This window comes from Acinetobacter seifertii, from assembly GCF_016064815.1.
In the GTDB taxonomy this organism is placed as follows: Bacteria; Pseudomonadota; Gammaproteobacteria; order Pseudomonadales; family Moraxellaceae; genus Acinetobacter; species Acinetobacter seifertii.
In genome coordinates, this window is the sequence record NZ_CP065820.1 from 1683955 (window position 1) to 1696713 (window position 12759).

Consider the following 12759-nt stretch of genomic DNA (forward strand, 5'->3'; position numbering starts at 1 on the left):
ATAATTTTAATTTAACCATATAGTCTACAGTGGCTTTTGTATAATTTTCTGTAAGATAATCTTAGAATTAATGCTTACCACTCCTTTAATTTTATTGAGTGTATTAATAACAAAGTGAGAAAAAGAATCTAGATCTTTAGTGGCGACATGCAGGACATAATTAGATTCGCCTGTAATGATATAAGCATTAATAACTTCATCAAAATTCTTGATCTGGCTTAAAAAAAACTGGTGATCATTTTCAGTGAGTTGAGCAAGTTTAATTTCAACTATGGCCTCAATTTTTATACCTAATTTTTCGTAGTTAACTTTCGCTTGATATTTTTCAATGATCCCGTTGGTTTCTAAAATCTTGACACGTCGGTGACAAGCAGATGCTGAGAGATTGACTAGATCAGCAAGTTCTTGGTTACTTAAGCGGGCATTATCTTGTAAATACTTCAAAATTTTTAGATCGATTGCATCGACATTCATTTTCGAATTCCATCCATATTTTTTAATTTTAATTAGAATTTTATACGAAATTAGTCATTTTTTATCAAATATTATCGAATAAATCGCAAGAATTGGCGTGATAAAATTCAAATACAAAGGAAATGTTGAAATAGGTGCAATACCAAATGATTACTCGTGAACAGTGTTTATATTGGGATCAGGAAGATGAACTCAAAAAATTTAAAGATGAATTTGCATTGCCAGAAGGTGTCATTTATTTAGATGGTAACTCTTTAGGTGCTAGACCAAAGAAATCTTTGGCTGTCGCCCAGCACATTATTTCCCAAGAATGGGGAGAAGATTTGATCAATAGCTGGAATAAGGCTGATTGGTGGGGGCTACCTACTAGACTGGGAGATAAGGTAGCCACATTGATTGGTGCTGAGCAAGGCGAAGTTGTTATTTCAGATTCAACTACACTGAACTTATTTAAAGTTTTATCAGCAGCGGTAAAAATTCAGGCTGAAAAAAATCCTGAACGTAAAATCATCGTTGCGGAAAAAGATGCTTTTCCAACAGATATTTATATTATTGAAGGTTTCATTGATTTAATTCAAAAGGGCTATCAAGTTGAATTGATTGATGGTGTAGAAGACTTAGCTCGAGCGTTAGAGAAAGATGTTGCTGTAGTGGTACTTTCTCACGTGAATTACCGTACTGGGTATTTCTACGATATGGCATCTATTAATGAGCAGATTCACTCTAAAGAAGCTTTGGTGATTTGGGATTTATGTCACTCCGTTGGTGCTGTTCCAATGGACCTAAACCAAAGCGGCAGTGATTTTGCGATTGGGTGTACCTACAAATATTTAAATGGTGGTCCTGGTTCTCCAGCAATGTTGTGGGTCAATGAAAAGCACCGTGATCAGTTTTGGCAACCTTTATCTGGCTGGTGGAGTCACAAGAAACCATTTGATATGGCACAGCATTATGAGCCTGCTAATAGCATTCGTCGCTATTTATGTGGAACACAGCCCATTATCTCTATGAGTCTTATTGAATGCGGCGTAGATATTTTCCTACATGCCGATATGCAAAAAATCCGTGAGAAATCTCTGAAATTAACTGATTTATTTATTCAATTGGTACAGCAAGAATGCTCTGAATTTGGTTTTGAGTTAATTACGCCTTTAGAACATAAATATCGTGGTAGTCACGTTAGTTATCGCCATGAATTCGGTTATGAAATTATTCAAGCGCTTATTGCACGTGGTGTGATTGGTGATTATAGGGAACCTGCGGTGTTGCGATTTGGCGTTACACCTTTGTACTTAGGATTTGAAGATATTTGGAATGCAGTACAGCACTTAAAAGAAACTATGTTGAATAGTGAATGGAAAAACAAGCGCTATTTAGTTCGCGGTGAAGTGACCTGATTTTAAGGAATCAAAATAAAACAAATGGCTAGGAGGGCCTATGAGTAGTTTTGATGAAATACAAAATAGAGAAGCTGGGCTGCATAAAAAGTTATCTGCAAAACAGATGGGTATGATTGCCATTGGTGGAGCAATTGGAACCGGATTATTTATGGGAAGCAAATTTGCAATTAGCTTTGCAGGTCCCGCAGTCATCGTCAGCTATGCGATTGGTGGTTTAATTGCATTTGCACTTATGGCTTGCTTGGCTGAAATGACGGTTCAGCATCCTACTTCGGGCTCATTTGGGGCGTATGCAGAACATTATATGAGTCCACTTGCTGGCTTTTTAGTTCGCTACTGTTATTGGGCTTGTATTGTACTGGCTGTAGGTACCGAGATTACCGCTGTAGCTGACTATATGAAGCTTTGGTTCCCCAATGTAGGCTCTTGGGTCTGGATTGGATTTTTTTCACTAACTTTACTTGTTGTAAATGCCTATAGTGTTAAAGCCTTCGGACTAGTTGAGTACTGGTTTTCCACAATCAAAGTTTTTGCCATTATCGTGTTTATTCTTTTGGCTATTGGTATCTTGACTCAAAGCAATCAGGGAATGAAGCAAGTTGTGACTAATTTGTCAGGGCATGGAGGCTTTTTCCCCAATGGATTTAGTGGGGTATGGATTGGTGTCATTATTTCAATATTTAGTTATTTAAGTATAGAAATGATCGCCGTCGCAGCTGGTGAAGCAAAAGACCCTGAAAAAGCAGTAAAAAAGGCATTTAAAAGCACAGCACTCCGACTCATTTTATTCTATTTATTGTCCTTATTTCTCATCGTTACTTTGGTGCCATGGACGGTTTTGATTGGAGCGGATGCAACAAGTCCTTTTGTTATGGTCATGAGGATTGTTGGTATTCCATATGCCGATAGCATTTTAAATTTTATTGTAATTGTAGCTGCCTTATCTGCAATGAATAGCATGCTTTATATTTCAACTCGTATGTTGTTTAGCTTATCCCGTGCAGGTGATGCACCAAAAGTTTTTGGCCGAATCAGTAGCAACGGTGTACCGGTAAATGCACTGTTGTTATCAGCGGTGGGGATTGGTATTGCTAGTATTGTTTATACGATTAATCCGGCTTCTGCGTTTCCAATCATGATTGCGCTATCGATGTTTGGTGCATTGTTCACGTGGGGCAGCATCTTTGTAACACATATGTTTTTTAGAAAACATATGGCTCAACAAAGCATCGAGCTGAAATTTAAAATTCCTGCTAGTCGATTCATCTCACTATTTGGTTTTATTGCGATTTTGAGTATTACAGTAACTACTTGGTTTACGAATGAGTTTAAGTCTACTTTACAGTTTGGCGTACCTTTGGTGCTTGTTCTGATATTTTGCTTCTACTTAAAACGTTCAACCTTAAAAGTAAGTCTTAAGTCTACTGAAGAGACATTGAAGTAATCGCGATATGAGACAATATGACAATGCTACAACGGTAACAAATGAAGGTGAAATATTAGCAAGCTTTCAATATAGAAGCTTGCTAAGTTATCAGGCCTATCATCACGTAAAAGATATTAAGTATGGTTCACAGAACCGATCAACGATGGATTTTTTCCCTTTAGAACATGCCAATAAAACCGTGATTTTTATACACGGAGGTTATTGGCAGTGGTGTGATAAATCGGACTTTGCCTTTATAGCACCGTATATTTTGGCAAAAGGAGCGCAGTGTGTACTTGTAGAATATGACTTGGCTCCTCAAAGCCATATTTCGCAAATTGTGGCTCAGACTCAAAAAGCCCTAGATTTTATTGCACAGCAGAATTGGAAAACGGATGAGGTTTTATTAGTGGGCCATTCAGCAGGGGCGCATCTCGGAGCATTATGTTTAAGCCACCCTTTGTTATCTGAGGTGGCTTTATTAAGTGGAATATATGATTTAACACCTATACAAGCGACTCATTTAAACCATGCATTAAAGTTATCACAAGACGATATTTTAAAATATAGCCCTATTTATTGGGAAGAGAATATTGATATTCCTTGTACGCTTTTGTGTGGAGAGTTGGAGCTAAGTGAGTTGAAATGGCAAAGCCAAAACTATTTTGATCATAAGTGCAAACAAAATCAGCATCTTATGTCATTAGATATTATTTCAGAAGTTAATCATTATTCTATTTTAGATTATTACTTTAAGTATATATTTTAATAAAATCGAAAAATGCGAAATAGAAAACTTCGGGAATTAAATTGGATAAATTATAGATTTTAAAAATCAAAAACTTATCCTTGCTCTATAAAAGAGAATACCTCCATCTCAATTGTTAATTTAAGTGTATAGACGATTTTAAGTGATTGTTAGACCTTATGTGGTAAATCAATTACTTGAACCTGGAGCTAGATTATATATATTTATTTAAATTTTAATAATATATATTCATTGTTTATTATATGTGGATTGAACTGTGAACTTTTTCACATTTAATTAACTTTTTTATTGATATATATGCTTTAGAGTTGACCTAAACTAATATCTCGATTAGATTAAAAAGATAGTGTTTTCTCTCTAATCGACAAATTGTTTAGCTGTTGCTTAGATGAGTTTTATAGTCCGTAGCTTCCCAAGATACGGACTTTTTTATTTTTAAACTTTCTTTTGAAAAATATTTTAGTACATAAAATCATCAAATTTGCTCATACTTATAGTCATAAGTCACTAAATTTATCAAAGAGGTATTGAAAATACATCTTTAAGCGATTATAGTAGTTCAAGCATATACTGCGTCTGTAAAGTTATTTATTTTTTAATACCCTCATATTTTTTTAATATGGGGGTATTTTTTATTAAGAACTAAATCAATAATTAATATATTTATACATTTCTGATACGAAAAATTTGTAGTTGAATAAATTGTAAAATTCTTATGGTTGATAATTTGATTGAATTTTTAAATAATTTTTAAAAGTTTGATTGTTTCTATGATTTTATGGATATTTTGAAGTTTCTAAAAAGTTTTAATACAGTTGGTACTTATTTGACTGTTATGCTAGTTGTTTTAATAAGTATGCTTTTATATTTTTATATAATTGCTCCTCAAACGTAAAAAGAAAGGTCCTGAAGGACTTTTCTTAAATTTTTGCATGAGTACCATATTTATCTATCATAATTGAGCTCGCTTCATTTAGACCGCGAACAGTTACTTTAATATTGTTCTTTTGAAATTTATTTACTACAGAATCTAGCATAGCAACTGAAGTCACATCCCAAATATGAGAATGGGTAAGGTCAATAATGGCTTCTTTAATATCTTCTTTAAAGTTAAAGCTTTGCATAAGTTTTTCAGATGAACTAAAAAATATTTGACCACTTAACTTATACAGACGAGCTTCACCTTCTAAGGAGGTTTCTATACGAATATCATTTTCAAGTTTATTTGCTCAGAAAAGTGCTGAAAGTAATACGCCCGTCAATACGCCTAACGCTAAGTTATGAGTGGCAACTACCACGATAACTGTAGCAATCATAACAACATTACTGCTTTTAGGATTGTTTTGAAATTGTGTTAGTGAACTCCACAGCAGAAAGTAGATAAACGTGTGCGGCCACCCGATTTTACATTAATCATTGATTGACCAATCATGGCACAGCCGGCCATACCACCCAAAAAACCTGAGGCAATATTAGCAATCCCTTCACACGTAACTACACGACATCACTAAACGGTGATGAGTTATTTACAAGAAATAAGAGGATGTAAACTTAAGGTGGCGTAAGCATCATGGATATAGAGTTTGAAGCATTTAAAAGTGTTTGAGGAATAGCATAAGATCTAAAAATTAATAAAAGAGATAAGAATAAATTTAAGTTGTTTAACTTAAAAGAAGTTTATAAAGATGTTGAGCTTTTTTTAATAGCTACTTTTATGCAACAGAGCCTTTCATAAATTTGGATTTTAATAAATGTGCTATTCATCATAATACAAATCATATAGAGAGCATGTACCAAACTTTTGCTAAAAGTTTAAAAATTCTCGTAAATTTTGAAAATTTATAAGGTGGACATATGAATAAACATTTATTGACTAAAATTGCTTTAGTGAGTGCTGCCCAGATATTTGCATTCAATACAGCGTTTGCTGATATTCCTCTTACCCCGGCACAATTTGCTAAAGCAAGAACAGAAAATTTTGATAAAAAAGTTATTTTGTCTAACTTAAATAAACCGCATGCTTTGTTATGGGGGCCAGACAATCAGATTTGGTTAACTGAACGAGCAACGGGAAAGATTATAAGAGTCAATCCTGAGTCTGGTAGTGCAAAAACAGTGTTTCAGGTTCCTGAAATTGTGAATGATGCAGATGGACAAAATGGTTTATTAGGCTTTGCCTTTCATCCTGATTTTAAACATAACCCTTATATCTATATTTCGGGTACTTTTAAAAATCCAAAATCTAAAGATAAAGAACTACCAAACCAAACGATTATCCGTAGGTATACCTATAATAAAATAACAGATACATTTGAAAAACCTATCGATTTGATTGCAGGTTTACCATCATCGAAAGATCACCAGTCTGGTCGTCTTGTTATTGGCCCCGACCAAAAAATCTATTATACAATTGGTGACCAAGGTCGTAACCAGTTGGCTTATTTGTTTTTACCAAATCAGGCGCAGCATACCCCAACTCAGCAAGAGCTGAATAGCAAAGACTACCATACCTATATGGGCAAGGTATTACGTTTAAATCTTGATGGAAGTATTCCTAAAGATAACCCAAGCTTTAATGGGGTAGTTAGTCATATCTATACTTTAGGGCATCGTAATCCACAAGGTTTGGCATTTGCTCCAAACGGAAAGCTTTTACAGTCTGAGCAAGGCCCAAATTCTGATGATGAAATTAATCTCATTTTAAAAGGTGGGAACTATGGTTGGCCAAATGTAGCTGGTTATAAAGACGATAGTGGCTATGCCTATGCCAACTATTCGGCTGCGACTAATAAATCACAAATTAAAGATTTGGGTCAAAATGGAGTAAAAGTAGCCGAAGGCGTTCCAGTGACTAAAGAGTCTGAATGGACTGGGAAAAACTTTGTAGCACCTTTAAAAACGTTATATACCGTACAAGATACCTATAACTACAATGATCCAACTTGTGGTGATATGACTTATGTCTGCTGGCCAACGGTTGCACCGTCATCGGCATATGTATATACGGGAGGCAAAAAGGCGATTCCGGGATGGGAAAATACATTATTGGTACCATCTTTAAAACGTGGGGTAATTTTCCGTATTAAGCTAGATCCGACATATAGTGCGACTTTGGATGATGCTATCCCGATGTTTAAAAGCAATAACCGCTATCGTGACGTGATTGCAAGTCCAGAGGGCAATGTTTTATATGTACTGACCGATACAGCAGGGAATGTGCAAAAAGACGATGGTTCTGTAACGCATACTTTAGAGAATCCTGGTTCTCTTATTAAATTTACGTATAACGGAAAGTAATTTATGTAAAAAACCCAGCTCTATAGCTGGGTTTTTTATACAAGTTTAGATTTATTTATTCAGTTACGACCAATACTGGTACATGGATTTCTCCTAACAGTGCTTGAGTCACACTTCCTAAGAAGAACTTTTTAAAACCTTTTCGCCCATGAGAACCAATCACTAATAAATCAGCTTTTAGCTCAGTTGCTGCTTTGATAATTTCTGTGTGAATTGTTTGACCTTCAACAATCTTTGTTTCAACAGAAATTCCGTGTTGACTAAATTGCTCTTTAGCTTGATCTAAAATGCCCTGAATCGAAGCTCTCGCTTTATTAAAGTAATCTTGCGCGATTTCTGTACTATCGATGATTTCAACTGAAATAAAAGGATCAATAGTGAGCGCATATACTAAAGTAACTTTACTGTTAAATGCTTTTGCAAGACTTGCAGCATGATTAACCGCAATAAGTGAAGTAGGAGAACCGTCGACTGGAACTAAAATATGGTGATAACTCATATATTGCTCCTTATTGCCTTGTGACAATATTTATTGTTGAAGAACTAAAAATTAGTTATCGTTATGATTATATTATCGCCAATTTTATGGTTTTTATTGTGTGTTTTTAGTGTGTAAAGCGAGCGACTTCTTTTGAATATTCAGACTAATTCATAGAATAGTGGCTTTCTATATAAGCCTGACCTTGTTTAAGAATAGATATAACCTGATTCGCATCAATAGCTTGTTCAAATAAGAAACCTTGTCCAATGTTATATCCGAACTGGAGCAGTAACTCTTGTTGTTCAGGTGTTTCAATACCTTCTGCTATTAGCCTAAGGGAAAGATTGGGTGCAAGTAAGCCAATTGCTTGGACGATTGCATAAATTGATGGGTCATTTTGCATCTTTTGTATAAAGCTACAATCGACTTTTAGGCAATCAATTGGATAGTCTCGTATATGTGTTAGAGAAGAAGATCCTGTTCCGAAATCATCTAAAGCAATGCGTACCCCATGTTGTTTTAGTTTATTGAGTGCACGAATAACATATTCAGAACCACGATCACCAAGCATATGCTCAGTAACTTCTATTTCAATTAAATGTGTAGGAACTTCAAACTGATAAATCTTTTTTAATAGGCGTTCAGCGTAATTGTCTCTTAAAAATTCAACTGGCGCTGCATTTAGAGATACAGGAAGTGGCTGAAAACCTAATTTTATCCATTTAGCCATATCATGCAAAACTTGATGCTGCATAATTTCACCGATCTTACTGGCTAAATCATAGTCTTTAAAAGCTTCAGCAATTTGTGAAGGCAAACCTGTTTGAGCTGATGTTGTGTGCCAACGTAATAATGCTTCAAATCCTAGGACAGCATGAGTTTTTAAATCAACTTTGGGTTGATAGTAAGGTTGGATGGTATGGTGACGAATAAGCTGCCTAGCAATGTTAAGCTGAGATGCGATTGCTTCGGTTAATTGCATCATACTGGGGTTATACATACGTATACCACCACGACCTCGAGCTTTTAAGTCATGTAATGCCATGTCTGCACAGCTTAATAAACTCGACTGATCAACAGCATCTTGCGGGTAAATGGCACAGCCGATACTCATTCCGCCGTTGAGCACATTGCCAGCATATGTAATAGGGTGATTGAGTTGTTGGAGTAATACTTCAGCGATACCTTGAATATCATCTTCATCTTTTAAATGACTAATAATGACCGCAAATTCATCTCCACCTAATCTAGCAACAATACATCGTTCATGTTCTACGCACTGATTAAAACGTTTCGATAGAATTTTTAGTAAGTGGTCACCAGCACTATGACCTATGGTGTCATTAATGTGCTTGAAATGATCTAAATCAATTAAAAGTAACCCTACGCTGGTTTGAGTTTCTCTTGAGTAAGTTAATGTGCGCTTTAATTGTAGTTTAAATGAACGTCGGTTAAATAATCCGGTAAGTTCATCACGCTCACTAATATCTCTTAATCGGTTTTCAGTAAGATGTTGCTGAGTAACGTTCCGAGAAACACACAATATTTGAATAATTTCGCCGTTTGTATGTTGAATTGGAGTAAGTATATTGTCCCAATGTTCAGGATCCTGATTGGGTAAAGAACTCATGCCAGCGAATCGAGCTACTTTACCTTGTAAGGCTTTTTTTAAAGCAACTCTTCCACGTTTACGTATATGAGGTGGTAAAAGGTCTAACCATGGCATTCCAAATTTTTTTTCATTTTCAGGCACGCCTAGAGCAACGCATCCTGATTTATTCATATGAGAGACTGTGCCATCTGTATTTAAAACTTTAATACAATCGACACTGATATCAAGCATTTGATTTTGTATATCAATATCTTTACGTAAGTTTTGTTGTTCTTGAATGTCTTGATCAATATCTAAAAAACTAATAAACCATTCATTTTCAGGCAAAGATTCATGATATTTTGACAATTGAATTGAAAGCTTACACCATCGATAGTCATGGCTTTTATGTAAAAGACGACATTTAAATTCGATTCTTGATTGGAGTCTTATAGCATCTAACCATTTGTTTTTAACTTCTTCTAAATCGGCAGGGTACACGAAATCTAGCCATTGTTGAGATAATGGGGGAGAAGTATCGTGCCAGTATTTTGTACACTCCGTATTGCAATATAAAATTAAGCCTTTTTCATCACTAACCCATGTCGGTAGAGGAATCTGCTCAACAATAAAATGCTTTTGGGTAGTGTTCGACATTGAAGTCATAACATGCCTAAAAATTGCTGAAGAATTAAACTATTTATAAACTGTATTGTAATAGTTGTGTCGTCAGCACAAAAGCTATAAAAACTCGACATTTGGTGTTTTTTTGAGCTCAAATAAATATTTTTCTAAAATATAATTGTAATTACTCATGTATGCGTATGTTATTTATTAATTTTTAATTCTATTTAGGTTACTAAAAATAGAGTTTTAACTTTAAAAAATTATGCTTATTTTTGTAAAAAAATTGTTATAAACAGTTGTTTATATATTAGAAAAAAGAAGAGATTATGGAGGTGTATAAATGAGATAAAATATTTTTTAAGGCGCAAGTTAGGTTAGATTCAATATTTTACTTAGAAAAATTTATATAAATAATTAATTTAAATTATTAAGTACAAATACAATAACTACTATTAAGTTTACAAAAGTAACATAAAATAAGGCCTTATATTATCGTAGAATTCTTTTTGTCGAAAAGGATATATACATCCTTTTTGTGCATTTTATAGCCTACATTTTCCCCAAGATGTAGGTTTTTTTTATGCCATAATTTTATCATGTTTCTGTTTATTAACTTTTAAATTATATAAAAAAAGCCATGATGGCTTTTTATACGGTTTCTGGTTTTTTCAATTGTTGTTGAATATAAAGGTTCATATAATACTGCTCTATATAGTCATCAGCATAATTGTTAGCTAAAGTTTTTGTAGCTACCTGTTCATGCTTATTATAACAATTAGTTTCTAAATCCTTCTCAAGTACCCACCATTGATGGTTAATACGACGTACCTGAAACTTATCACTTTTATATTTTCTTTTAGCCATTTTTCCAAAAATTACGAAGTAGATAATAGAAGAGAGTTTCTACTGGAGTTGAAAGAACAAGTCAACACGCATAGTGTTTAATTGACTACTTTATGAAATTTAAGTTTCGTGTCATGGTCAGTAAATATAAAAAAGCCCTCATAAGAGGGCTTTAAAATTCAGTAGGTTATAGAAAGTAATTAGCGAGATAAATTCTTTAAAAGCATTTTTAAGCTTTCCATCATTTTTTCTAACTGTAAAGGGGTTATGCCTTCAAAAGATTGCTCAAGTACGACGCTGGTTAGGTCATTAATTTTATTTATCATTTCAGTGCCACGTTCAGTAAGATATACACGTGTAATACGTCCATCAGTTTGGCAAGAATATGTTTCAACTAAACCTTCGTCTTTTAAGCGATAAACAATTTTGGTTGTAGTCGACATCTTTGAAATGATCATGTCAGATAGCTCAGAAACGCTAGCATGTGGTTTGCTACTGAGAGCAAGCATAATCCGTCGACGTGAGTTATCTAAGCCATATTTTTTAAGGGCATTGTCAATATTCTGAACATATTGAGCATGGACCTGAGTAATCCAATAATATGGAAAATCTTCAAGAGTGAAAGATTCTGTTGTAGGTAAAAAACGCGCATACTTCTTTGTCATTGACTTTTCCCCATACCTTGGTGGATCGCATTTTATGAAACTAATCTTAATAGTTGAAAAATATAGTTTCACTAAGCAAGTTATATCAGGACTTTAGGTCGTGAGCAAAATTTATATTGTTTGATTTAACAAGGACAAACTATAAATTTTACTAATCTGATAAAACTTATTTCTTACCGTTGATTTGAACTTGGCTGCTCGCTTGTTCGTAAAATGAACGATATCTCTTTGCCAGAGAATCCTAGAAAAAAAAAATTGTTTTGAACGTGACATTTCTCTAAATATTTTTTGTCTACAAAGTCATAACCATAAAAAATAAATGCATTTAATAAAGAAATATTTAATATAATCAAGTAATTATTATATATTTGCAGCTAAAAAATTTACCAGACATTTAACATTATTCATTCACTAACTTAACTAAATAAAAAAATATCTTCATAAATATTTGATTATTAAGTAATTTGATTTTTATTATATTTTAATGGTTTTAACTTTTTTGATTAATTATTTTAACTTGAATATTAGATTAATTTTTTGACAATTAAGTTTTGTTTCATTGTTGTTTTTTTGTTTATTTTTGGTATAGTGCGCGTTCAAATTAGCAATGAAAATTTTTGCGTATTCATGATGAAAAAAATATTAGTCAGTTCAATATTAGCTTTCACTATCGGTTTGAATGGCTGTGCGAGTATCATAACTGGCCCTTCACAGATCGTTACGTTTACGAGTGTGCCTGAATCAGCATCTATAGAGATAAAAAACAGAAAAGGTGTGAAAATACATACTGGTCAAACACCTGTTACGGTTAGTTTGAAAAAGGGAGCTGGATACTTTAAGCCTGAAAAATACGAAATAACATTCAGTAAAGCTGGTTATCAAACTAAAACCGTAGAAGTAACTGGAACATTAAGTGGGTGGTATTTAGGTAACATTCTTTTTGGTGGCTTAATTGGAATTTTAATTGTCGACCCATTTACTGGTGCAATGTTTAGGCTAGCTCCTAAAGACGTCAATGCAGTTTTAGAAGCTCAAAACTTAAAAGATGAGTCTAACCAAAAACCAACTCTTGCAGTGGTATTAGCCCAAGATCTTCCAGAAGAAATTATGGCGCGAGCAGTTCAAATTCAACATTAAAAATTAGCTCGCAATAAAAAGGGAGAATTAATATTCTCCCTTTTTATTA

At 33.9% G+C, this 12759-nt stretch carries 11 protein-coding genes and 1 pseudogene; 6 read left to right on the top strand and 6 right to left on the bottom strand.

Features of this window, described 5'->3' with window-relative positions; all coding sequences use genetic code 11:
* Positions 1 to 24: 24 nt before the first annotated feature.
* The gene (gigD, locus tag I8T81_RS07930; RefSeq protein ID WP_004701228.1) at positions 25 to 474 is read right to left on the bottom strand and encodes an Lrp/AsnC family transcriptional regulator GigD; all 450 of its coding nucleotides are present in this window, start codon (positions 472 to 474) and stop codon (positions 25 to 27) included.
* Positions 475 to 620: 146 nt separating this feature from the next.
* Between gigD and kynU the strand changes: the two genes are divergently transcribed.
* From kynU to I8T81_RS18895, 4 genes are all read left to right on the top strand, one after another.
* Positions 621 to 1871, top strand: a complete 1251-nt coding sequence (gene kynU, locus I8T81_RS07935) for a kynureninase (protein WP_198072537.1) — start codon at positions 621 to 623, stop codon at positions 1869 to 1871.
* A 40-nt stretch (positions 1872 to 1911) separates the two neighbouring features.
* A complete protein-coding gene (locus I8T81_RS07940; protein WP_068933709.1) occupies positions 1912 to 3318 on the top strand; it encodes an amino acid permease in 1407 nt (468 codons plus the stop codon).
* A 7-nt stretch (positions 3319 to 3325) separates the two neighbouring features.
* Positions 3326 to 4069, top strand: a complete 744-nt coding sequence (locus I8T81_RS07945) for an alpha/beta hydrolase (protein ID WP_198072538.1) — start codon at positions 3326 to 3328, stop codon at positions 4067 to 4069.
* Positions 4070 to 4847: 778 nt separating this feature from the next.
* The gene (locus I8T81_RS18895) at positions 4848 to 4964 is read left to right on the top strand and encodes a hypothetical protein (protein ID WP_077163328.1); all 117 of its coding nucleotides are present in this window, start codon (positions 4848 to 4850) and stop codon (positions 4962 to 4964) included.
* A gap of 25 nt (positions 4965 to 4989) precedes the next feature.
* Here the strand turns inward: I8T81_RS18895 and I8T81_RS07950 are convergent.
* Positions 4990 to 5555, bottom strand: a pseudogene (locus I8T81_RS07950) (STAS domain-containing protein); the annotation flags it as partial.
* Between the two features lie 368 nt (positions 5556 to 5923).
* Here I8T81_RS07950 and I8T81_RS07960 point away from each other — a divergent pair.
* Complete coding sequence (locus I8T81_RS07960) at positions 5924 to 7366, top strand: glucose/sorbosone family PQQ-dependent dehydrogenase (RefSeq protein ID WP_198072539.1); 1443 nt, start codon at positions 5924 to 5926, stop codon at positions 7364 to 7366.
* A gap of 55 nt (positions 7367 to 7421) precedes the next feature.
* Here I8T81_RS07960 and I8T81_RS07965 read toward each other — a convergent pair whose 3' ends face one another.
* The 4 genes from I8T81_RS07965 to I8T81_RS07980 all read right to left on the bottom strand — a co-directional run bounded on the left by I8T81_RS07965 (position 7422) and on the right by I8T81_RS07980 (position 11573).
* Complete coding sequence (locus I8T81_RS07965) at positions 7422 to 7865, bottom strand: universal stress protein (RefSeq protein WP_002050707.1); 444 nt, start codon at positions 7863 to 7865, stop codon at positions 7422 to 7424.
* Between the two features lie 145 nt (positions 7866 to 8010).
* The gene (locus I8T81_RS07970; RefSeq protein ID WP_198072540.1) at positions 8011 to 10104 is read right to left on the bottom strand and encodes an EAL domain-containing protein; all 2094 of its coding nucleotides are present in this window, start codon (positions 10102 to 10104) and stop codon (positions 8011 to 8013) included.
* A gap of 609 nt (positions 10105 to 10713) precedes the next feature.
* Entirely contained in the window at positions 10714 to 10929 is a 216-nt protein-coding gene (locus I8T81_RS07975) for a hypothetical protein (RefSeq protein ID WP_198072541.1), read from the bottom strand.
* 179 nt (positions 10930 to 11108) lie between these two features.
* Positions 11109 to 11573, bottom strand: coding sequence for a MarR family winged helix-turn-helix transcriptional regulator (locus I8T81_RS07980; RefSeq protein WP_002050629.1), 465 nt, complete (start codon positions 11571 to 11573; stop codon positions 11109 to 11111).
* A 630-nt stretch (positions 11574 to 12203) separates the two neighbouring features.
* Here I8T81_RS07980 and I8T81_RS07985 point away from each other — a divergent pair.
* Positions 12204 to 12710: a peptidase associated/transthyretin-like domain-containing protein gene (locus I8T81_RS07985; protein WP_025469124.1), complete on the top strand. Its 507-nt coding sequence runs from the start codon at positions 12204 to 12206 to the stop codon at positions 12708 to 12710.
* Positions 12711 to 12759 lie beyond the last annotated feature (49 nt).

Excerpts from the sequence above, each read along its gene's own strand:
- gigD (WP_004701228.1), bottom strand. The coding sequence starts at position 474 with ATGAATGTCGATGCAATCGATCTAAAAATTTTGAAGTATTTACAAGAT.
- kynU (WP_198072537.1), top strand. The coding sequence starts at position 621 with ATGATTACTCGTGAACAGTGTTTATATTGGGATCAGGAAGATGAACTC.
- I8T81_RS07940 (WP_068933709.1), top strand. The coding sequence starts at position 1,912 with ATGAGTAGTTTTGATGAAATACAAAATAGAGAAGCTGGGCTGCATAAA.
- I8T81_RS07945 (WP_198072538.1), top strand. The coding sequence starts at position 3,326 with ATGAGACAATATGACAATGCTACAACGGTAACAAATGAAGGTGAAATA.
- I8T81_RS18895 (WP_077163328.1), top strand. The coding sequence starts at position 4,848 with ATGGATATTTTGAAGTTTCTAAAAAGTTTTAATACAGTTGGTACTTAT.
- I8T81_RS07960 (WP_198072539.1), top strand. The coding sequence starts at position 5,924 with ATGAATAAACATTTATTGACTAAAATTGCTTTAGTGAGTGCTGCCCAG.
- I8T81_RS07965 (WP_002050707.1), bottom strand. The coding sequence starts at position 7,865 with ATGAGTTATCACCATATTTTAGTTCCAGTCGACGGTTCTCCTACTTCA.
- I8T81_RS07970 (WP_198072540.1), bottom strand. The coding sequence starts at position 10,104 with ATGACTTCAATGTCGAACACTACCCAAAAGCATTTTATTGTTGAGCAG.
- I8T81_RS07975 (WP_198072541.1), bottom strand. The coding sequence starts at position 10,929 with ATGGCTAAAAGAAAATATAAAAGTGATAAGTTTCAGGTACGTCGTATT.
- I8T81_RS07980 (WP_002050629.1), bottom strand. The coding sequence starts at position 11,573 with ATGACAAAGAAGTATGCGCGTTTTTTACCTACAACAGAATCTTTCACT.
- I8T81_RS07985 (WP_025469124.1), top strand. The coding sequence starts at position 12,204 with ATGAAAAAAATATTAGTCAGTTCAATATTAGCTTTCACTATCGGTTTG.